The sequence below is a fragment of the Pseudorhodoplanes sp. genome, from assembly GCF_059499825.1.
In genome coordinates, this window is sequence record NZ_JCABZI010000021.1 from 90357 (window position 1) to 111640 (window position 21284).

A 21284-nucleotide genomic window follows, 5' to 3' on the forward strand; every position below is an offset into this window, starting at 1 on the left:
AACCACCTACGCGAGCAGGAGAAATATGACGTAGCCGCCAATTACGAGAGAGGTTGTCGCCCAATAAATTCGACCGCGCTTGCGGAAAAAGCCCAAGGCCAAGAGCCACACTACGATCAACAGAAGCGGGGCGCCCAATATTGTGATCTTCCAGAAGCGGCATAAACCTAAATCGCTCGCCACGGCACAATCGGTCGCTACACCAAAGAGTCCAACGGGGACAAAAACAAGAATTATCGCAGTCGCTAGCACAGCAGCCATGATTGCCAGCCAACCAAAGCTCTTCATCTGCGCTGCTTCCGCAGAAACAATCACGCCAGCCATCGCTTGCGCCGCTTGTAATGCTTGCCCTCGCGGAACGACTTGCGCTTGCCCTCGGCAATGCCGAGGTAGAATTCCTTAACGTCCTCGTTCTCGGCCAGCGACTTGGCGTCGCCGTCCATCACCACCCGGCCGTTTTCCAGAATGTAGCCATAGCGCGCATATTTCAGCGCCATGTTGGTGTTCTGCTCGGCGAGGAGAAACGACACATTCTCCTTCACATTCAGGTCGTTCACGATCTCGAAGATTTCCTCGACGATCTGCGGCGCGAGCCCCATTGAAGGCTCGTCGAGCAGGATCATCTTCGGGCGCGACATCAACGCGCGGCCGATCGCGCACATCTGCTGCTCGCCGCCAGAGGTATAGCCGGCCATCGAATTCTTCCGTTCGCGCAGCCGCTTGAAATAGCCGTAGACCAGTTCAAGATCGCGCGCGATCGCAGCGCGACCATCTTTCCGGGTGAAGGCGCCGGTCAGAAGATTTTCCTCGATCGTCAGATGGCCGAAGCAATGCCGGCCCTCCATCACCTGGATGCAGCCGCGGCGCACCAGTTCGTTCGGCGACAGCGACTGCACCTCGGCGCCCTCGAACACGATCGAGCCCTTGGTGACCTCGCCGCGCTCGGAATGCAGCAGGTTGGAGATTGCCTTCAGCGTCGTGGTCTTGCCCGCACCATTGGCGCCGAGCAAAGCCACGATACCGCCCTTGTCGACCTCGAGCGAGACGCCTTTCAGGACGAGGATGACGTGATCGTAGAGCACCTCGATATTGTTGACGGAGAGGATTTTCTCCGGCGCGGGTGCGGCTTGTTGCGCGGCTGCGGTGGACATGAAGGCTCCGACGTTTCGGCAGGCTTACCTTTCCCCGCGTTGCTGGGAGAGGTCGATCCGGTGAGCGAAGCGAAGCCGGATCGGGTGAGGGGCTGGCGCAACGCCTGCCACGAACAAGCCCCTCACCCGGCTCGCATCGTCGATGCTCGCCACCCTCTCCCCGCCTCGCGGAGAGAGGGAAAAGCAAGCGGGGAGAGAGACGTTACGACGCCTTGTCGCATTGCTCCGTGCGCTTCGGCCAAGGCTGGTTCTTGCTGACATAATCCGCGGCCGCAGCCTCCAGCAACGGACGCACCCGCTCCTTCATCGGCGCGATCCAGTCGGTGATCTTCACCCATTTGGAGCCGTCCCATTGCTGCATATAGGCGGCGTGGTGGCCGTTATGATCGGTGCAGGACAGGTTCTCGACCGGCGCGCCGAAGTCCGGCAGACCGAGTTCCTTCCAGCGCGCCGCCGAGATCGTCATGGTCTCGAAACCACGCCGCACATCCTCGCCGGTCACGGCCTTCTTGCCGGTCAGCTTCTGCGCATTGCGGATGGCTTCCGCAATCAGCACCGAATTGTAGACGCCGCGATTGTAGAGGTTCTCGCCGAACTTGTCGGCCGTCACCTGGCTCTTGCCCTTATCGACCACGTGCTTCTTGATGTCCTGGAGCGCCGGATATTGCGTGCCGAGACCGTTGAAGTTCAGGGTCAGATAACCCTTGGCGGCCTCGCCGCCGCCGCGCGCATCGTCCTCGCCGCCCGACCACCAGACGCCAACCATCTTGTCCATCGGGTAATTGATGCGGGTGGCTTCACGCACCGCGGTCGGGTTCATCGCGCCCCAGCCCCACATGATCATCCAGTCCGGCTTGTCGCGGCGCACGTTCAGCCATTGTGCGGACTGGTTCTGCATTTCGGTCGCCGGCACCGGATAGAGCTTGACGTTGAAGCCATAATCCTTGGCGAACTGCTCAAGCAGCGGGATCGGCTCGCGGCCATAGCCGCCGTCGAAGAAGATGTAGCCGATGGTCTTGCCCTTGAGCTTGTCGAGCCCGCCTTCCTTGCCGCCGATATAGCGGAAGATCATCGACAGTCCGTCCCAATAGGTCGCGGGCGGATTGAAGATCCACGGAAACTCGTTACCGACCGCCGAAGCCGACAGGCCATACGCCATCGACAGGACCGGGATCTTGTCGACCGCGGCCTTCGGGATCAATTGCAGCGTGATGCCGGTCGAGTATGGATTCACCACGACGGGTTTTTTTGCCTTCACCTGCTCGTAGCATTCGACACCCTTCTTGGTGTCATAGCCGGTCTCGCATTCCTCGACGGTGAGCTTGACGCCGCCGATGCCGCCGTCGCGCTCGTTCAGCATTTCGAGATAATCCTTCATGCCGTTCGCAATCGGGATACCGGAGCCCGCGAACGGCCCGGTGCGGTAGGTCAGAAGCGGCACATAGATCGAGTCCTGCGCGACTGCAGGCGCGGGAATCGCGGCACCGCCGAGAAGGCCTGCGACGGCCGCTCCAATGGCAAGATGCTTGAGACGCATTGCGTATCTCCCTTGGTGTCGCCGGCGCTGAGGCCGGTCGTCTTGTTTCCCGCGGCCGGTGACCCGCCCGCGGGTTTGGATTCGAGTGTGCCTCGTCAATACGGGAAAGGCCACACCCGAAGTTTCTGCTTTCCGATCTGCCAGAGCCTTGCGAGCCCATGCGGCTCCACGATCAGGAAGAAAATGATCAGCGCGCCGACCACCATGAACTGGATGTGTTCCACGGTTGCCGCGTGCAGCGATATCCCAAGCAATGCCGGAATGAATTTGAGCAGGATCGGCAGGCCCCAGATGAAGGCCGCACCGAAGAACGAGCCAACCAGGCTGCCAAGGCCACCGATGATCACCATGAACAGGATGATGAAGGACTGGTTGATGTTGAACGAGTCCGCCTCGGCAGCACCGAGCCACAGAAACACCATCAGCGCGCCGGCAACGCCGCAATAGAAGGAAGAGATCGCGAAGGCGAGCAGCTTGGTCCGATAGAGCCGTATGCCGATCAGTTCGGCGGCGATATCCATGTCGCGCACCGCCATCCAGCTCCGGCCGATGCGGCCGCGCACGAGGTTGGAGGCGATCCATGTCATTGCCACGACAACGGTGAGCACGACAAGATAACGCGTCACCGGCGATGCATTGGGGCCGGTGAGCGGAATGTCGAACATGGTGCGGGTCGGCACCTCGATGGCGTTGGACACGTTGTAATTCACCAGCCAGGGCACCCGCACGAAGCACCATGACAGAAAGAATTGGGCCGCAAGGGTGGCAACTGTCAGATAGAAGCCCTTGATACGCAGCGACGGCAATCCGAAGATCACGCCGACCGCGGCCGAAAAGAAGCCGGACAGCAGGATCAGCAGGATGATATTGGCGTCCGGGAAGAAAGTGGTGAGCTTGTAGGTCGCGTATGCGCCGACACCCATGAAGCCCGCGGTGCCGAGCGAGATCAAGCCGGTATAGCCGGTGAGCAGGTTGAGCCCGATCGAGGCCAGCGAGAAGATCAGGATCGGGATCATCACCGCCGACAGCGTGAAGCTCGACATGGTGAGCGGGATCACCACGAAGGCCACGACCAGGATCAGCACGATGCCGATCCGGTCCTGCCGGATCGGGAACAGCGCCATGTCGGCGGCGTAGCTGGTCTTGTATTGGCCGGTCTCGCGGTAGAACATCAGCGAACTCCTTTTCCCTCTCCCCGTGAAACGGGGAGAGGGTGGCGAGCATCGAAGATGCGAGCCGGGTGAGGGGCAAGCGGCAAAGACAAGAATTGCCCCTCACCCCAACCCTCTCTCCGTAAGAACGGGGAGAGGGAGCGCAGCGGTGTTCGGCGCGAATTCCGTTTCATCATCATATCCGCTCGATGATGCGTTCGCCGAACAGCCCCTGCGGCCGGAACAGCAGGAAGACCAGCGCGATCATGTAAGCCAGCCAGCTCTCGATACCGGAGCCGAGCAGCGGCCCCCAATAGAACTCGCCAAGCTTCTCTCCGACACCGATGATAATCCCGCCGACGATCGCGCCCGGGATCGAGGTGAAGCCGCCGAGGATCAGGACCGGCAGCGCCTTCAGCGCCAGGATCTGCAGCGCGAACGAGACGTCTGAGCGCGCGCCCCACATGATCCCCGTGGCCAGCGCCACGATGCCGGCGGCGAACCAGACGATCACCCAGATCTGCTCGAGCGAGATGCCTACCGAGAGCGCCGCCTTGTGGCTGTCGGCGACCGCCCGCAACGCTCGGCCAATCCGCGTTTTCTGAAAGAACACGGCCAGCGTCGCCACCATGATCGAGGCGATGATGGCGGCGGCAATATCGAGCTTCTGGAACGACACGAAGCCGCCGAACACCTTCCACTCGATCGCGCCTTTCGGCAGGAACAATTCGTTGGTGATCATCACCTTGGGTTCGCCGCCGAAGATGATTTCGCCGAGCCCGATCAGGAAATAGGTCAGCCCGAACGTCGCCATGAACAGGATGATGTCGGGCTGGTTCACCAGCGGACGCAGCATCAGTCGCTCGACGCCGATCGCCAGCACCAGCATCACGACAATGGTAAGCGCAAGCGCGAGAAAGGCCGGCACGCCCTTGGCGTGCAAGCCGACCAGCGTCAGGGCCGCGAACACCACCATGATGCCCTGCGCGAAGTTGAACACACCGGAGGCCTTGAAGATGAGCACGAAGCCGAGTGCGATGAGGGCATAGAGCACGCCCGAGACCAGCCCCTCCCACAGCGTCTGCAGCAGCAGGTCCGGCGCACCGCCCATCTGCACGAAGGGATCGATGAAGATTCTGTAGAGGAGGTCCATTAGCGGCGCGCCCTCCCCGAATTCCGTTCACCTCCCCCCTTGCGGGGGAGGTCGGCGAGCGAAGCGCGCCGGGAGGGGGGTGAAAACGCGTCGGTCTTTCGCGAACGCCCCCCTCCCCAGCCCTCCCCCGCAAGGGAGGAGGGAGGTCGAGCAGTGCGAGCAGCGATGTCGAATCTCCCGATCAACCTCGCCCCCTCAATGCGCCACGCCGAGATAGGCATCGATCACCGCCTTGTTGGCCTTCACCTCGTCCGGCGTGCCGTCGGCGATCTTCTGGCCGTAATCGAGCACGATGACGCGGTCCGAGAGATCCATCACCACGCCCATGTCGTGCTCGATCAAAGCGATGGTGGTGCCGAAATACTGGTTCACGTCGAGCACGAAGCGCGACATGTCTTCCTTCTCCTCCAGATTCATGCCGGCCATCGGCTCGTCGAGCAGCAGCAGATCCGGTTCCATCGCCAGCGCGCGGCCGAGTTCGACGCGCTTTTGCAGCCCATAGGGCAGCCGGCCGACCGGCACCTTGCGGATATGCTCGATATGCAGGAAGTCGATGATCTCCTCGACCCGCTTTCGATGCTCGACCTCTTCCGCAAGCGCGGGGCCGAAACGGATCAACTGCCAGAACAGGCCGCGATGCATTTTCAGCGTGCGGCCGGCCATGATGTTGTCGAGCGCGGTCATACCGCGAAACAGCGCGACATTCTGGAAGGTGCGCGCGATCCCGCCGCTCGCGGCGTCATAGGGGCGCATCTTGGCGCGGGTCTGGCCCTTGAAGGTGATCCGGCCCTGCTGCGGCGTGTAGAAGCCGTTGATCACATTCAGCATCGAGGTCTTGCCGGCGCCGTTCGGCCCGATGATGGCGCGGATCTCACCCTTCCTGATGTCGAAGGACACGTCACGGATCGCCTTCACGCCGCCAAAGGAGAGCGAAACATTCTCGACCGCGAGCAGTATCTCGCCGGCAGCGATGTCGGATTGCGAGGGCGCTCTCATCGCACACCCACGAACCGGTGCATTCTCCCCTCCCCCCGCGAGCGGAGCGAGTGGTGGGGAGGGGTCGGGGGTGGGGGGTAGTTGACCCAAGCGTGAGACGATAAAGCCCCCCCACCCCGGTTCGCCTCGCATACGCGATGCGAACCGACCCTCCCCACCGCTTCGCGGGGGGAGGGAAAAGAAAGCGCGAGTGCGGGGATGCAATTCACGCCGCCTTCTCCGTTCTCGCCGGCACCGGTTCGGTCTTCATGTCGACGATCTTCAGGCGCGCGCGCATCATGCCCTTGCGACCATCCTCGAATGTCACCTCGGTCGCGATGTCGGCCTCCGACGAACCGTCGTAGAGCGCCGTGATCAGCGGCTCGTAGCGCTCGGCGACAAAGCCGCGCCGTACCTTCTGGGTGCGCGTCATCTCGCCGTCGTCGGCGTCGAGCTCCTTGTGCAGGATCAGGAAGCGCTTGATCTGCGCGCCGGCCATGACGTCCTCGGCGGCCAGCGAGCGGTTAACCTCGGCGACATGCTGCTCGATCAGCTCGTAGACGCGTGGATTGGCGGCCAGTTCCTGATACGAGCCGTAGACGACATTGTTGCGCTCGGCCCAGTTGCTGACCGCGGTGATATCGATATTGATGAAGCAGGTGACGAAATCGCGCCCGTCTCCGTATGCCACCACCTCGCGGATGTTCGGATAGAATTTCAATTTGTTCTCGATGTATTTCGGCGCGAACAGCGCACCATTTGCGAGCCTGCCGACATCCTTGGCGCGGTCGATGATCTTGAGATGGCCGGTGGCATCGAAGAACCCGGCATCGCCGGTCTTCACGTAACCGTCCGGCGTCATCGTATCCGCGGTCTTCTCGCTCTCCTTGAAATAGCCGAGGAACATGCCGGGCGACTTGAACATCACTTCGCCTGAGTCCGAGAGGCGGATGTCCACGTTCGGAGCGGCCGGACCGACAGTGTCGGAGCGGATGTCGCCGTCGGCCTGGCAGGTGACATACAGGAACGCTTCGGTCTGGCCGTAGAGCTGTTTCAGATTGAGGCCGAGCGAGCGATAGAACGAAAACAGCTCCGGGCCGATCGCCTCGCCCGCGGTATAGGCCGTGCGCACACGCGAAAAGCCGAGCACATTCTTCAGCGGGCCGTAGATCAGGATTTCGCCAAGCCCGTAGAGAAGGCGTCCGCCGAGCGGCACCGGCTGCCCATTCAGGATCTTCTCACCGTAGCGCCGCGCCACGCCGATGAAGTAATGGAACAGCCGACGTTTCAGATAACCCGCATCCTCCATCCGGATCATCACGCGCGTGAGCAAATTCTCGAACACCCGCGGCGGTGCGAAGTAAAAGGTCGGGCCGATCTCACGCAAATCCTGCTGCGCGGTGTCGGGCGATTCCGGGCAGGCCATGCAGAAGCCTGCCACCAGCGACTGCGCATAATTCAGGTAATGATCGCCGACCCATGCCAGCGGCAGATAGGCCAGCACCACATCCCGATCGGTCAGCTTGTCGAAGGTCACCGTATCCTGCGCCGCAGCGATGCAACGACCCGCCGACAACACCACGCCTTTCGAGCGCCCGGTGGTTCCAGATGTATAGAGGATGATCGACGGATCGGCAGCACTGCCCGCGTCGATCTCGCGATCGATGCGCGCCACCGCTTCCGGATCGCCGGCCATGATCGCTTCCTGCTCGGCGATCAGCTGGCCGAGACTGTGGAGGCGGCTGTGGTCGTAATCGCGCAGGCCGCGGGTCTCGTCGTAGACGATGTGCCGCAGCTTCGGCAGTTGCTCCTGCACCGACAAAATCTTGTCGACCTGCTCCTGGTCCTGCACGACCGCGACCGCGACATCGGCGTGGTCCAGCACATAGGCCATCTCGGTGGCGACCGCGTCAGCGTAGACCGGAACCGGAATGGCGCCGAGCGCCTGCGCCGCAAGAATGGATTCGTACAGGCGCGGCCGGTTGTTGCCGGCAATGGCGACCGTATCGCCGCGCTTAATGCCGAGTTTCGACAGGCCGAGCGCAATCGCGCGAACCTCGCGCAGCAGATCCGCCCAGGTCCAGGTCTGCCAGATGCCCATGTCCTTATGCCGCAATGCGGGATGATCTCCCCGCACGCGCGCATGATGGATCAGAAGCTTCGGAAATGTATCCGCAGCAGCGTCTTCCGCCACCAAAGCCAGTCCTCCCACTCGCGCCTGTCGCGCGCCGGCCGCCGTTTCCCGGCTGTTCCGTCTTTCTCGATAAGAAATCAGGCCGGTGGGCCGGTCAAGCCCTGCAAAAGTTGGGAGGAAACGTTGACTATTCCGCAGCTTTGAGCATTTGCGCGCCGCCGCTGCGGAATTGCTCCAGCAAGGCCGCTTCGTCGGCCTTTGCGGCCGTGAGGCTGCGTGCCTTCACGTGTCCGAAGCCGCGGATTTTCTCCGGAATGACGGCGAGCCCGACCGCCAGCGGATGATTGTCGGCGTTTAGCTTTTCCACCACCTCCGACAGCAGCGCTTCATAATCGGCAATCAGCTTCCGTTCGGTGCGCCGCTCGGCGGTATATCCGAACGGATCGAACGCGGTGCCGCGCAGCGCCTTGAAGCGGTGGAGCAGGCCGAACGCCTTCATCATCCACGGGCCGAAGCTCATCTTGCGCGGCTCGCCGGTGGTCTTGTCGACGCGCGCCAGCAAGGGCGGCGCCAGATGGAATTCGAACCGCATGCTACCGGGCTCGAAGGTCTGCTCGATCTGCCGGGTGAAGGTGCCGTCGGTATAAAGCCGCGCCACCTCGTATTCGTCCTTGTAGGCCATCAGCTTGAACAGATTGCGGGCGACCGCCTCGGCGAGACCGGTGCGTCCCGGAGTCCTGCCCTCCTCCGCCACACGCACCTTCTCGACAAGGTCGCTGTAGCGCGCCGCATAGGCCGCATTCTGATAATCGGTCAGGAACGCGACGCGGCGCGCCACAATCTCGTCCAGCGACCGCGACAGCTTGCGATTGTCGTCGAGCGCGGCGGCGTTCGGAATCAGCGCCTCAATTCCTGACATATCGAGCGCGGCGCGACGGCCCCAGCGGAATGCCGCCTGGTTCATCGCCACGGCTTCGCCATTCATCTCGATCGCTTTCTCGATCGATTCCGCGGCCAGCGGCAGCGCGCCCTGCTGGAACGCATAGCCGACCATGAACATGTTTGCGGCAATGGAATTGCCCATCAGCGCGGTCGCAAGACGCGTCGCATCGATGAAGGACACACGGTCGCGGCCCGCAGCCGACACGATGGCGCGCTTCAACCGCTCGGTCGGCAGCGAGAAATCGGCATTGCGGGTGAAGTCTCCGGGGAGAAATTCCGCAAGATTGATCACCATGCGGGTCGCGCCATGCTTCACCGCCGCCAGCACCTTCTTGTTGCCGGCCACGACGATGTCGCCGCCCAGCACCAGATCGGCGCCCCCCGCCGCGATGCGGATGGCGTGAATGTCTTCCGGCTTGTTGGCAATGCGGATGTGGCTGTAGACCGCGCCGCCCTTCTGCGCGAGCCCGGCCATATCGATGATGCCGACACCCTTGCCTTCGAGATGCGCCGCCATGCCGAGCACGCCGCCGATCGTGACCACGCCGGTGCCGCCGATACCGGTGACAATAATGCCGTAGGGATCGCCGATCGTCGGCAGGACCGGCGCAGGCAATGACGGCGCATCACCCTCGGCAATCGCGCGGCCCTTCTTCGGCTTGCCGCCATGCACGGTGACGAAGGACGGGCAGAAGCCCTTCACGCAGGAATAATCCTTGTTGCAGCTCGACTGGTCGATGGTGCGCTTGCGGCCCCATTCGGTCATCAGCGGCTGCACCGAGACGCAATTGCTCTTCACACCACAATCGCCGCACCCCTCGCAGACAAGCTCGTTGATGATCACGCGCTTGTCGGGATCGGGGAAGGTGCCGCGCTTCCTGCGCCGGCGCTTCTCGGCGGCGCAGGTCTGGTCGTAGATCAGCACCGAGGTGCCCGGCACGGTCGCAAAATCGCGCTGCACCTCGTCGAGATCGTCGCGATGGTGGAAGGTGATGCCTTTCGGCCAGTCGATGCCGCTCGGATATTTGTCCGGCTCGTCGCTGACCACGGCGATGCGCTTGACGCCTTCGGCCGCGACCTGCTGGGCGATCTGCGGCACTGTCAGCGAGCCTTCATGCGGCTGCCCGCCGGTCATCGCCACCGCATCATTATAAAGGATCTTGTAGGTGATGTTGACGCCGGAGGCGATCGCCGCGCGCAGCGCCAGATAGCCGGAATGGTTATAGGTGCCGTCGCCGAGATTCTGGAACACGTGTCCGCGATTCGAGAAGGGCGCCTCGCCGATCCAGTTCGCGCCCTCGCCGCCCATATGGGTGTAACCGAGGGTGTTGCGATCCATGAACTGCGCCATGTAATGGCAGCCGATCCCCGCGTAAGCGCGCATTCCCTCGGGCACGACGGTCGAGGTGTTGTGCGGGCAGCCCGAGCAGAAATACGGCGTGCGGGCAGCGACCTCCTGCAACTCCGTGAGTGCATGCTGGGCCTGTTTGAGCTGCGACACCCGGGTCGCAATCGCATCGTCATGGCCCTGCGCCAGGAGCCGGTCGCCGATGGTGATCGCGACCTCGTTCGGGTCGAGCGCGCCCTTGATCGGAAACAGCCAGTTGCCGCGCTCATCCTTCTTGCCGATGCAGACCGGCTGGTTGGCGGTGCCGTAAAGCTCCTCGCGCACCTGCACTTCGATCAGCGCGCGCTTCTCCTCGACGACGATGATGAGATCGAGACCCCTGGCAAAGTCGATCAGTTCATCGCGCGGGATCGGCCACGGGCAACCGATCTTGAAGATGCGCAGACCCAGTTGATTGCAGCGAACCTCGTCGATGCCGAGTTCGTCCAGCGCCTGGCGCACGTCGAGATAGGCCTTGCCAGTGGTGATGATGCCGATCTTCGCGTTCGACCCGCCCGATGTGATCGTACGGTTGAGCCGGTTGGCGCGCACGAAGGCGAGCATCGCGTCGCGCTTGTAATCGTAGAGCCGGGCTTCTTGGCCGAGGACCGTGTCGCGCAGGCGGATATTCAGCCCGCCCTCGGGCATGACGAAATCCTCCGGGATCACGATCTTGACGCGGTCGAGCGAGCCGTCGACCACGGCCGTGGCCTCGACAGTCTCGTGCATGCATTTGAGCGCCGCCCAGGTCCCGCAGAAGCGCGACATGGCGAAGCCGTACAACCCGTAATCGATGATTTCCTGAACGCCGGCCGGGTTCAGGATCGGAATCATCACGTCGACGAAATGATATTCGGACTGATGTGCAGTGGTGGACGATTCCGCGGTGTGATCGTCGCCCATCAGCGCGAGTACGCCGCCATGCTTGGATGAGCCGGCGAAGTTGGCATGCCGGAACACGTCGCCGGTCCGGTCGACACCCGGGCCCTTGCCGTACCAGATGCCGAACACGCCATCGAACTTGCCTTCGCCGCGCAACTCGGCCTGCTGGGTTCCCCATAACGCCGTCGCCGCCAGATCCTCGTTGAGGCCGGGCTCGATGATGATGTCGTTCGGGGTCAGGAATTTGCGCGCGCGGATGAACTGATTGTCCAGCCCGCCAAGTGGCGAACCGCGATAGCCGGAGACGTAACCCGCGGTGTTCAGCCCGGCGAGCCGGTCGCGTTCCTTCTGCATCAGGCAGAGCCGCACCAATGCCTGATAGCCGGTCACGAAGACCTGCTGTTTGGTGAGGTCGTATTTGTCGTCGAGACTGACCTGCCGCAGGGTCATACGCGCGATCCTTTATGCCTCATGTGCGCACCGGAGCTGTCGATCGCTAGCCCGGGCGGCTCATTGAAACGTGAGCAATTGGCAGATAGGTCAGCAATGCTGACCTTTTAGGGGCACCCCCGTCATTTGTCGAGGGTTCAGAGGTGCCGCTGCCGAGGCGGATTCGGGCAGTCGCATTTTGTGCGACGCGAGCATGATGTGCAACCCCGCAGCCGCATGACGCGACGTCACGGCATGCGTGCAACCCGTTGTTCGCGATAAATAATTGTTTCGTCAGATCACATGATCGATCGGAAAAACGCGGCGCCACGCTGTGCAAAGGAGCGCGTCAGACGCCTGCGGTCGTTGCTCCGGACCTTTCGACTGGCCCGGCGATTTCGATGCGTGCTTTGGACCGCAATTCTGCGCTCAGGGCGATGCCTCTGCCGCCGGCCTGCGGATGCCACCGCCGAGCAGCGAGCGATACGGCCCCTGCACCATCGCTTCGCGATAGCGGTGCCGGTCGCCCTCATCCATCGCGTATTTGACAGGCTGCCCCGCGTCAGCCCGGTTCGTGACCTTCGGGCCCAGCACGAGCGTGGAACCGAGGCCCGCATAAACGTAACGGTCGCCAAAGGTCTCCTTCAGGATCGCAAAGGCCGGCTCGCCGGTGCAGTGCGCCGGTGCGATATGGCGCACGTCCAGCTTGTCGCGCAGCGTTGCGGCGACGGCTTTGATCTGGTCGTCCTTCAGCGGCAGCAGATGCGTGCCGCCGAGGACGAGCTGGATCGGCTTGTTGGTGGCGCTCTTCGCCGCCTCCACGATTTTCTCGATGGTGGGATGACTGCACCCGACAAGCACCACGACCCCGTCCGGCGTCTCGATCGCCAGCGATATTTCTTTTACTTCCAGATCGACACCGAACGGGCCGTTCAAAAGGATCAGATGAATACCGGGCGCAATTTCGGTTGTCTTGGTCACCCAGTTGAAATCGCCCTGCGGCCACGCGCTGCCGAAGCGCAGTGTCTGGGGTGCGTTGCCGCCGAAATACCGCTGATCTGCAGGCAGCGACTCGTCGCGCCGGAAGAAGCTTCCAGGCAGAGCAGCGCCGAACACGCCGAAATTTTCCTGCGGTGCATAGATTTTGACATTCGGGTTGACCTTCAGCAGATGGCTGATGCCGCTGGTGTGATCGCCGTGCCGGTGTGAGATGACGGCGAAATCGAGCTTCGTCAGGTCGATGCCCTTGGCTTCGACATTATGCGCAAAGATCTCCGCGTTGTTGCCGGTATCGAACAGGATCCGCTTGCCATCGTATTCGATGAGTGCGGCAAATCCCCAGTCCTGCTTCAGGTTCGACGCCTTGCCGAACGCGTCATAGATGATGGTGATCTGTGCCGGGTTCGACTGCGCATGGACCGGAGGCGTGCTTGCCGCAAGACCACTTGCCACAAGACCACCTGTCGCTGAGGCACAAATCAGGAAGCTGCGCAGTGTTGCAAATGCGTCGGAACGTGGGTTGCGCATCATGGCCGTGCCCTCGAAATTGCGTCGGCTTCAGTAATATCACAAGGACCGAAACCGGCGCTGTTTCAATTATCGCAATGCCGTGGCAATTTTTTCCCTCGACAGCCCGTTTCAGGAAAGCCGGCCCCTTCTCGGGCGATGCAGCATGATTACGCCATCGCGGCCTTCGTACCACGACGCCCCGCGCGCATCAGCCAGAGTGCGATCGACAGGTTGAGCAGATTCCAGGCGAGACCATTGAGGAAGGCCGCGCGGTACGAGCCGGTCAGATCGAAAATGTAACCCGACATCCAGCCGCCGAGCGCCATCCCGAACACCGTTGCCATGATCAGTGTGCCGACCCGGGCGCCCGCCTCCTGCGGCGGGAAATATTCGCGGACAATCACCGCATAGCTCGGCACGATACCACCCTGGAACAGTCCGAACAGGATCGAGATCACGAACAGCGATGTCAGTCCGTCGAACAGGAAATAAAGGAACAGCGCGACCGCCTGCATTACCGAACCGATCAGCAGGGTCACCACCCCGCCGAACCGATCGGCAATGAAGCCGGAGCCGACCCGGCTGACGATCCCGAATGCCAGCATGAGCGACAGCATCTCCGCGCCGCGCGCAACGCCATAACCGAGATCGCCGCAATAGGCGACGATGTGGACCTGCGGCATCGCCATCGCGACGCAGCAGGCGACGCCTGCAATGCAGAGCAGGATAAAGAGCGTGTTGCGCGACACGCCGATATCCGGCGCCACGAAGGCGCGAGCCTCCAGTCCGCCATTGGCATGAATGTCGGTCCGGCGGCGGAACATCAGCGACAGCGGCAACATCGCAAGCACGCAGAAGATGCCGGTCCCGATATGGGCCGCACGCCAGCCATCGCTTGCGATGACATGCTGGATAATCGGCGGCCACACCGCACCCGCGATATAATTTCCGGATGCGGCGATCGCGATGGCGATGCCGCGCCGCTTCTCGAACCAGTGCGACAGATCGGCGATCAGCGGCCCGAACGACGCAGCGCTTCCGAACCCGATCAGAACATGCGCGGCGCACAGCAACCACAGCGTCGGCGCAAGGCCCGTGCTGACATAGCCGATGCCGAGCGAGGCAATGCTGAGCCAGATCGGGACGAGAATGCCGAACCGATCCGCCAGCCGGCCAAGGATCATGTTGCCAATGGCGAATCCCACCATGGCCATGGTGTAGGGAATGCTGGCATCGGCGCGCGTTGCGGCAAAGTCTGCCTGGACGGAGGGGAGCGCCACGACATACGACCACATGCCGACGCTGCCGACGGTGCCAAGCAGCAACGCGACGCCCAGCCGCAGCCAGGCGTAGCGGGAATCGACGAGACTGGATTGTCTTCCGGCAAGACCGTCCATCGGGCGTTCCGTTGTGGCGCGGCACAGTGATGCGGGCGCCGTCTCACATCAAGCGAATTGAATGCAAGGCACGCATTCGCATCGCTGATAGGTCACCCGATTTCGACCACCTGGCCGCCGTCGGCGATGATCGTTGCACCGGTCATGTAGGCGCCGGCTTTCGACGCCAGCAGCAGCAGTGCGCCATCGAGGTCGCCCTCCGCACCGAACCGACCCATCGGGATCGCGCGCTTCATCTTTTCGCCTTGCTCGCTTTCGAGAAAGTCGCGATTGATTTCGGTCACGAACCAGCCCGGTGCGATCGCATTGACCCGCACCCCCTTGAAGGCGAGTTCCAGCGCCAGCGCCTTGGTGAGTTGCATCACGCCGGCCTTGGCCACCGCATAGGCCGCGACGCCTTTCGACACACCGAAGGCCAGCACCGAGGCGGTGTTGACGATGGAACCGGTCAGCCCGGCCGCGAGCATGCGGCGCGCGCCCTCCTGCGACCAGAAGAACACCGAATCGAGATCCAGCGAGAGAACGCGACGCCATTCCTCCGCGCTCATGTCGAGCGCGCGGACGCCCTGCGCGGCGCCGGCATTGTTGACGAGAATGGTGACAGAACCGAACGCGGCCTCCGTTTGATCGAAGGCGCGCAGCATCGCCGTGCGGTCGAGCACATCGGCTTCGATTGCGACGGCATTGCCGCCTGCGGCAACGATCCGCTCGCACAGTTCATCGAGCCGGTCCTTGCGGCGCGCGACCAGCGCCACTTTCGCGCCGTTCGCCGCCAGCACCTGCGCGAAACGCGCACCGAGCCCGGACGACGCACCGGTCACCAGTGCAACCTCACCTGAAAGATCGAAAATCGTTCCGGCTTTCATCACCCGCCACCATAGAGCGCGCGCGGCAATGCCGTCGCCAAGTCCGGCAGGAACCACAGCACGGCCAATGCGGCAAGCTGGATCGCGACGAACGGGATGATGCCGACATAGATATGCCGGGTGGTGATTTCGGGCGGCGCGACGCCGCGCAGGAAGAACAGCGTTGGGCCGAGCGGCGGATGGATATACGAGGTCTGCAGATTCATCGCCATCATGATGCCGAGCCAGACCGGATCGACGCCCGGCATCGCCAGCAGCACCGGCGACACGATCGGCACGATCACGAAAATGATCTCGAACGCGTCCATCACGAAGCCGAGAAGGAACATCGCGACCATGACCGCAAGGATCGCACCTGTCGTGCCGCCCGGCAGATCGGAGAGCGAACGATGGACCAGATCATCACCACCAAAGCCGCGGAACACGAGTCCGAACATCGTCGCGCCGATCAGAATAACGAAGATCATGCTGGTCATCTGCGCGGTCTTCATCACGGTCGCGACCAGCGCGGGCCACAGCGCGCCCTTTCCGCGCCACGCTGCCAGCAGGATCGCGCCGACAGCGCCGACGGAAGCGGATTCGGTCGGGGTGGCGATCCCCGCGAGGATCGAGCCGAGCACGGCGAGAACAAGCGCGAGCGGTGCCAGAAGTGCGCCGAGCAATCGGCCGGCAAAATGCGCACCGTGAAGCAGTTGCGGATCGGGCCTGATCGCGGGCGCCGCCTGGGGCTTCAGCATCGCCACCGCGGCCACATAGACGATATAGAGCGCAACCAGCATGAGCCCGGGCAGCAGCGCGCCGGCAAACAGGTCGCTCACGGTCACTGTTTGCGGCGCGAACACGCCCTTGGACAATTGCGCGGCCTGGTAGCCGTTATTGAGCGTGTCGCCGAGGATGACCAGAACCGTCGACGGCGGAATGATCTGCGCCAGCGTCGCCGCCGCCGCGACAATGCCGGCGGCGAGACGCGGATCGTAGCCGTGGCGCAGCATGATCGGCAGCACGATCAGGCCCATGGTGGCAGCCGTGGCGCCGACGATGCCGGTCGAGGCCGCGAGCAGCGCGCCGACGAGAATGACGGAAATGCCCAGGCCGCCACGTAGCGAGCCGAACAATTTCGCCATGTTTTCAAGCAGATCCTCGGCGATACGCGAGCGCTCCAGCATCACGCCCATGAAGATGAAGAGCGGAATCGCCAGCAGCACCTCGCTGGTCATCACCCCGAAAATGCGCTGCGGCAATGCTCCTAGAAATGCGAACGAGAACACCCCGAGCGCACTTCCTCCCGCGGCGAACACCAGTGATAACCCGCCGAGCGTGAAGGCAACCGGGTACCCCGCGAACAGAGCAACGCAGATCGCAACGACCAGCAGAATTGCGAGGACTTCCGCCATCGCGTCAGGCCGCGGTCTGGTCTGACACGGTCTTGCCGGAGAGCACGGACCCTGCCCGGATCGCCTGTGCGATGCCCTGCAGGATCAGCATCACGGCGAAGACCGGGATCAGCGTCTTCAGCACGAACACCAACGGCAGCCCGCTGGCCTCGCGCGAGCCTTCGAAATTCGCCCATGAGCGCGCGACATACCCCCACGAGAAATACAGGATCGCCACCGCGAACGGGATCAGCAGGACCAGTGCGCCGATCAGATCGACGATGGCCTTCCGGCGCGGGCCCGCCGATGCGTAGAACAGATCGACACGGACATGACCGTCAACCTTCAGCGTCCATGCGGCGACCAGAAGGAACATCGCGGCATGGCTATAGAGGATCGATTCCTGCAGCTGGATCGAGCCGATCCCGAACAGATAGCGCAACACCACCACCGCGAACTGCAGCGTGACCACGGCGAGACACAGCCACGCCGCAGCGCGTCCGATCCTAGTATTCAGCCAGTCGATAGTGTCGGCAAGGGCGATCATGATGTCCGCATTCATCCGCGCGGACTATAACGGCGCAGCACGTATTAAGCGAACATGCGCTCGCTGGCGATATAGCCGAACAGCAGCGCGATGCCGAACACCAGGACGAGCAGCGCGGCGGCCACTTCGAGGCCGCGCAGTGCCAGCATGCCGGGGCCCGGCCGCGCCGACGCAAATCGCTGCGCAATCCCGCGCGCGCCGACCGCGAGCGTGGCGATCGCGGCCACGGTGATCGCGGTTCCCAGTCCCATGATGAAGGTCGACGCTACGCCGGCCCAGAACAGTCCCTGCGCCAGCGCAAAGACCAGAACCAGGATCGCACCGGAACAGGGCCGCAGCCCCACGGCGATAATGGCCGACAGGCCGCGCTTCCAGCCGCCGGGACCGGCGAGTTCCTGCGGCTCCGGCGCATGGGCATGACCCCACGCCGACGCATGATCGTCATGATCGTGGCCGTGGTGTCCGCAGCAGGCGGCGCCGTGCGTGTGCTCGTGTTTGTGCGCGTGGCTGTGGTGCGCATGCGCGTGAGCATGGCCGGCGTGATCATGATCGTGACCGCCGTGACCATGCGCATGCGCACCCGCGTGAGCGTGACCGGCCCCGGCAACGGCATGCGAATGGACATGAGCGTGAGCCAGAGCATGGCTGTGTACCGGCTCCTGCTCCGCGCGATACTTCCGCCATGCGCTGATCAGGGCACGTCCCTTGACCCACAACAGCCGCGCACCGAGCGCGGCAATCAGCCCATAGCTGATCACCTCGATCCACCAGATCGTGCCGTCCATGGTGCGGCGGGTTGCGCCCAGAAGCACGGCGGCAACACCCACAATCGCCACCGCGACAATGGCCTGCAAAATCGCCGAGGCAAAGGAGAGCACCACGCCGCGCCACCAGGTCTCGCCATTGGCGACCACATAGGACGAAATCACCGCCTTGCCGTGGCCGGGCCCAGCGGCGTGAAACACACCGTAAGCGAAAGACAGCCCGAACAAGGTCCAGACCGCGGAGCCGTCCGCCTTGGCGGCACGGATCGCACCCGACAGGCCGCGATAGAATTCCGATTGCTTGGCCAGCAGCCAGCCGACGATTCCGTCGGGCGGCGGCGGGGCGGTACGCGGCGCACCGAACGGGTTGGCCTGGGCGAAAGCCGGGTCGCTCATCAACGCGGCCGTCAGCGCAATCGCAGCAGCGGCGCCGACAACGACCCAGATAGGCTTTGGAGGCCAGCGGCCAGTCAGCATTTCACGCCGATCTTGTTGGCGAATTGCGCGCCGAACGGATTGTTCGGATCGGGGCGGGCGAAGATCGATTCGCTCAGGGACTTCACCTGGCTATCGTCGCCGAGTTTCACGGTCGAAATCTTGCACGATGCCGGCGCGCCCTTCAGGGTGATCGGCTCTTTCTCGGCGAATTCGAAAGCGACGAAATAAAGCGGGTCGAAGATTTCAAGGTCGACATTCTTGGTCGCCGCCGGCTTTTTCAACGGCAACGTGAAGTTCAGCGTCAGCAGGTCGTCCTTCTGCTCCAGGAAATAATCGACCGGCTGCTCGAATTCGGCCTTCTGGCCATTCAGCTTGCCCTGCGTGAAGAAATCGAACTCCTTCAGCGAGGTCACGTTCACCTCAGCCAGCGGCTGCAGTTCCTCGCGCGTGAACTTGCCCTTCACCTTCGATTCGAGCCCCTGCGTGGCGTAGGAGGAGAACATGTCGTCGAAGGTCCAGCGATGCCGGATGCCAGTCATCCGGCCCTCGGCGTCATACACAATCTCGCTCTTCATCGTGACATAGACATGAGGATGCGCGTGCGCGGCCGGCGTGGCAAAGGCCAGCGCCAGAAGGCCGGTTGCGAGGCCGAGCGCGAGCGGGCGAAGAAAGCAGGAAATCATTGGGTTTCCGGATGTAGCGATGCTGCGGGACAATATCACGGAACGCGGCGGAAAGGAGGCGGGGGCGTCGCGCTAACGCAGGCTCCGTCTGCACCCTCCCCCCGGCGCAGTCTTTCTCCCCTCCCCCCGCGAGCGAAGCGAGTGGTGGGAGGGGTCGGGAGTGGGGGGCTGTGAACTCAATCTCGAAAGCTCCCACCCCAGTTCGCCTCGCTACGCGACGCGAACCGACCCTCCCCACCGCTACGCGGGGGAGGGAAAAAAGAGGAAACGGCTCGCCCTCCTACACCCCCTCAGCCCCCGGGTCCGCTCTGGGGTCGTGCGCGCCCTCCATGCTGCCGTCCGGGTGCAGCACCACCCCGCCGGCATGGCCCATGGTGTCGGAGAAGCCCTCGTCCAGAACGGCAACATCGTGGCCGGCCGACATCAGCCGGTCGATCAGGCCGCTATCGAAGCGGGATTCCATCCGCAGGTTGGTGTGGGTGGAGCCCCAGGTCCGGCCCAGCAGCCAGCGCGGCGCCTCGATCGCCTCGGGCAGCGGCTGACCGAACAGCACATGCCGGGCGAAGATCATGCCTTGCGTCTGCGGTTGGCCGTCGCCGCCCATGGTGCCGTAAGCCATGACCCGCCCGTCCTTCAGCACGGCGAGCGCGGGATTGAGGGTGTGGAACGGCAGCCGGCCGGGCTCCAGCGGATTTGCTGCTTTCTTATCGAGCGAGAAACTCGCGCCGCGGTTCTGCATCAGCACGCCGGTTCGCGGCAGCACGCAGCCCGAGCCAAATTCCCAGTAGATCGACTGGATGTAGGACACGACCAGCCCCGATGCGTCGGCCGCACCCATCCAGATGGTGTCGCCTTCGCCATAGGGCGCTGGCCAGCGCGCCGCCTTCTTGCGGTCGATCCGCTCGACTTCGGGATCGAGAAAAGCCGCCGACAGATAGCGGTCGAGCGGCTCGTCGATGCGGTTCGGATCGGTGACCACACGGTCGCGCACGCGAAACGCCCGCTTGGTCGACTCGACCAGGCCGTGCACGAAGTCGAAGCCTTCGGCCTCCTGCACCCGCAGCCGCTCGAACAGCGCAAGGATGATGAGCGAGGCCAACCCCTGCGTCGGCGGCGGCGCGTTGTAGAGCGTGCCAGCCTTGAGTGCGACCGATAGCGGCTTGGCGATATAGGCGTTGTATTTTTCCAGGTCCGCGCGCGTGACCGGCGATGCGATACGCTCCAGATCGGCGGCAATCTCGCGCCCGACATCGCCGCGATAGAAATCGTCGAGACCGGCATTGGCGAGGTGATCGAGCGTCGCAGCAAACGCCGTCTGCTTCATCACCGCGCCTTCGGCGGGAACCTTCCCATCCTCAAGAAAGGTCTGCGCGAAGCCAACCGCCTCCCCCATCTCGGACAGCTTGTCCCGCGTCAGCGCGTGCTGACTACGGCTGACCACATAGCCGTCGCGCGCCTGCTTGATGGCAGGTTCAAGCAAGATCCGCAGCGGAATCTTGCCGCCGAGCGATTTCGCCCCGTCCAGCGCAACCATCCAGCCACCGATGGCGCCGGGCACGGTCAGCGCCGCAAGCGGCCCGCGCGCGGGGATCGTGTCGGAGCCTCGCTCGCGATAGAGCGCGATATTCGCCTTCGCGCCGGCCGGTCCGGGCGCCATGATAGCGCGCACCCGGCCATTCGGCTCGCGCACCAGCCAGAAGCCGTCGCCGCCGATATGATTCATGTGCGGATAGACCGCCGCGATCGAGGCGGCCATGGCCACCATCGCTTCCAGCGCATTACCACCATCGGCGAGGATCAGCCGGCCCGCCTCGGCGGCAGCGTGATGAGGAGCAGCGGCAACGCCGCGACGATGGCCGGAGGTGTGGGAGGTCATTCAACGTCCTGTTGCGTGAGAAGGCGCATCCGGGCCTTGTAGCGCAACGCCCTCGCGCGATCATCACCGCCAGCACGGTCCGGACCGGAC

At 63.3% G+C, this 21284-nt stretch carries 16 protein-coding genes; all 16 read right to left on the reverse strand.

Annotation, left to right across the window (positions count from 1 at the left end; all coding sequences use genetic code 11):
• Positions 1–6 precede the first annotated feature (6 nt).
• The 16 genes from AC5I5I_RS25460 to AC5I5I_RS25535 all read right to left on the reverse strand — a co-directional run bounded on the left by AC5I5I_RS25460 (position 7) and on the right by AC5I5I_RS25535 (position 21194).
• The gene (locus tag AC5I5I_RS25460; RefSeq protein WP_495977889.1) at positions 7–324 is read right to left on the reverse strand and encodes a hypothetical protein; all 318 of its coding nucleotides are present in this window, start codon (positions 322–324) and stop codon (positions 7–9) included.
• Positions 312–1151 (reverse strand): ABC transporter ATP-binding protein, encoded by an 840-nt coding sequence (locus tag AC5I5I_RS25465; protein ID WP_495977891.1) that lies wholly within the window; start codon positions 1149–1151, stop codon positions 312–314. The genes AC5I5I_RS25460 and AC5I5I_RS25465 overlap by 13 nt, the downstream gene beginning before the upstream one ends.
• 202 nt (positions 1152–1353) lie before the next feature.
• Positions 1354–2688, reverse strand: a complete 1335-nt coding sequence (locus AC5I5I_RS25470) for an ABC transporter substrate-binding protein (protein ID WP_495977893.1) — start codon at positions 2686–2688, stop codon at positions 1354–1356.
• Between the two features lie 95 nt (positions 2689–2783).
• On the reverse strand, positions 2784–3860 hold the full coding sequence (locus AC5I5I_RS25475) for a branched-chain amino acid ABC transporter permease (RefSeq protein ID WP_495977895.1): 1077 nt from the start codon (positions 3858–3860) through the stop codon (positions 2784–2786).
• A 175-nt stretch (positions 3861–4035) separates the two neighbouring features.
• The gene (locus AC5I5I_RS25480) at positions 4036–4992 is read right to left on the reverse strand and encodes a branched-chain amino acid ABC transporter permease (RefSeq protein ID WP_495977897.1); all 957 of its coding nucleotides are present in this window, start codon (positions 4990–4992) and stop codon (positions 4036–4038) included.
• 195 nt (positions 4993–5187) lie between these two features.
• On the reverse strand, positions 5188–5988 hold the full coding sequence (locus AC5I5I_RS25485) for an ABC transporter ATP-binding protein (protein ID WP_495977898.1): 801 nt from the start codon (positions 5986–5988) through the stop codon (positions 5188–5190).
• A 205-nt stretch (positions 5989–6193) separates the two neighbouring features.
• Positions 6194–8164 (reverse strand): AMP-binding protein, encoded by a 1971-nt coding sequence (locus tag AC5I5I_RS25490; RefSeq protein WP_495977900.1) that lies wholly within the window; start codon positions 8162–8164, stop codon positions 6194–6196.
• Between the two features lie 124 nt (positions 8165–8288).
• Positions 8289–11762 carry an indolepyruvate ferredoxin oxidoreductase family protein gene (locus tag AC5I5I_RS25495; protein ID WP_495977902.1) on the reverse strand — a complete coding sequence of 1158 codons (3474 nt, stop codon included), beginning with the start codon at positions 11760–11762 and terminating at the stop codon, positions 8289–8291.
• Positions 11763–12170: 408 nt separating this feature from the next.
• Complete coding sequence (locus AC5I5I_RS25500) at positions 12171–13193, reverse strand: MBL fold metallo-hydrolase (RefSeq protein ID WP_495977904.1); 1023 nt, start codon at positions 13191–13193, stop codon at positions 12171–12173.
• A gap of 224 nt (positions 13194–13417) precedes the next feature.
• Positions 13418–14647, reverse strand: a complete 1230-nt coding sequence (locus tag AC5I5I_RS25505) for an MFS transporter (protein WP_495977906.1) — start codon at positions 14645–14647, stop codon at positions 13418–13420.
• 92 nt (positions 14648–14739) lie between these two features.
• Positions 14740–15513 (reverse strand): SDR family NAD(P)-dependent oxidoreductase, encoded by a 774-nt coding sequence (locus AC5I5I_RS25510; protein WP_495977908.1) that lies wholly within the window; start codon positions 15511–15513, stop codon positions 14740–14742.
• The gene (locus AC5I5I_RS25515; protein WP_495977910.1) at positions 15513–16907 is read right to left on the reverse strand and encodes a TRAP transporter large permease; all 1395 of its coding nucleotides are present in this window, start codon (positions 16905–16907) and stop codon (positions 15513–15515) included. Before AC5I5I_RS25515 ends, AC5I5I_RS25510 begins: the two co-directional genes overlap by 1 nt.
• 4 nt (positions 16908–16911) lie before the next feature.
• The gene (locus AC5I5I_RS25520; RefSeq protein WP_495977912.1) at positions 16912–17433 is read right to left on the reverse strand and encodes a TRAP transporter small permease subunit; all 522 of its coding nucleotides are present in this window, start codon (positions 17431–17433) and stop codon (positions 16912–16914) included.
• A gap of 44 nt (positions 17434–17477) precedes the next feature.
• Complete coding sequence (locus AC5I5I_RS25525; protein ID WP_495977914.1) at positions 17478–18674, reverse strand: nickel/cobalt transporter; 1197 nt, start codon at positions 18672–18674, stop codon at positions 17478–17480.
• A complete protein-coding gene (locus tag AC5I5I_RS25530; RefSeq protein ID WP_495977916.1) occupies positions 18668–19318 on the reverse strand; it encodes a DUF1007 family protein in 651 nt (216 codons plus the stop codon). Before AC5I5I_RS25530 ends, AC5I5I_RS25525 begins: the two co-directional genes overlap by 7 nt.
• 280 nt (positions 19319–19598) lie before the next feature.
• Positions 19599–21194, reverse strand: a complete 1596-nt coding sequence (locus tag AC5I5I_RS25535) for a gamma-glutamyltransferase family protein (RefSeq protein WP_495977917.1) — start codon at positions 21192–21194, stop codon at positions 19599–19601.
• Positions 21195–21284 lie beyond the last annotated feature (90 nt).